Here is a 487-nt window from a genome sequence, read left to right on the forward strand (position 1 = left end):
CTGGTGGTGTACTCCGCGGACTTCCGCGACTTCTTCCGCGACTTGAAGCGCGGGTACTTCGCCCGCTTGCCGAAGAAGTTCGTGAACGCCGTCTGAAGGTGCCGCAGGGCCTGCTGGAGCGGGACGGAGGAGACCTCGTTGAGGTAGGCGAGTTCCTCGGTCTTCTTCCAGGCCGTCAGCATCGCCGACGTCTGGTTGTAGTTCACCCGCTCCTGCCGCGTCCACGCCTCGGTGCGCGCGGCCAGGGCGAGGTTGTAGACCTTCCGCACGCAGCCGAACGTGCGCGACAGCTCGGCTGCCTGCGCATCGGTCGGGTAGAAGCGGTACTTGAAAGCCCGCTTCACGTGGGTGGTCTTCACGGCTCACATATTACCTCATCAGTTTGTGACGGAGTGCGGGCAGTTGCGGGTGGACGCCGGTCCGCCCTGGCGGCGAACCGGCGTTCCCTGCCCTGCTCCGCAGGAGCTTCGTTTCCTCCCCGCCCTAA

The 487-nt window shown here is 65.3% G+C and carries 1 protein-coding gene; it reads right to left on the minus strand.

The annotated features are described in order from the left end of the window. Nucleotides 1-359 (minus strand): RNA-guided endonuclease InsQ/TnpB family protein (locus tag AC2CJA_RS27180; RefSeq protein ID WP_484605275.1); only part of this gene is annotated, 359 nt, incomplete at its 3' end. Nucleotides 360-487: the final 128 nt, after the last annotated feature.

This window comes from Streptomyces sp. ATLC9 (genome assembly GCF_057196705.1).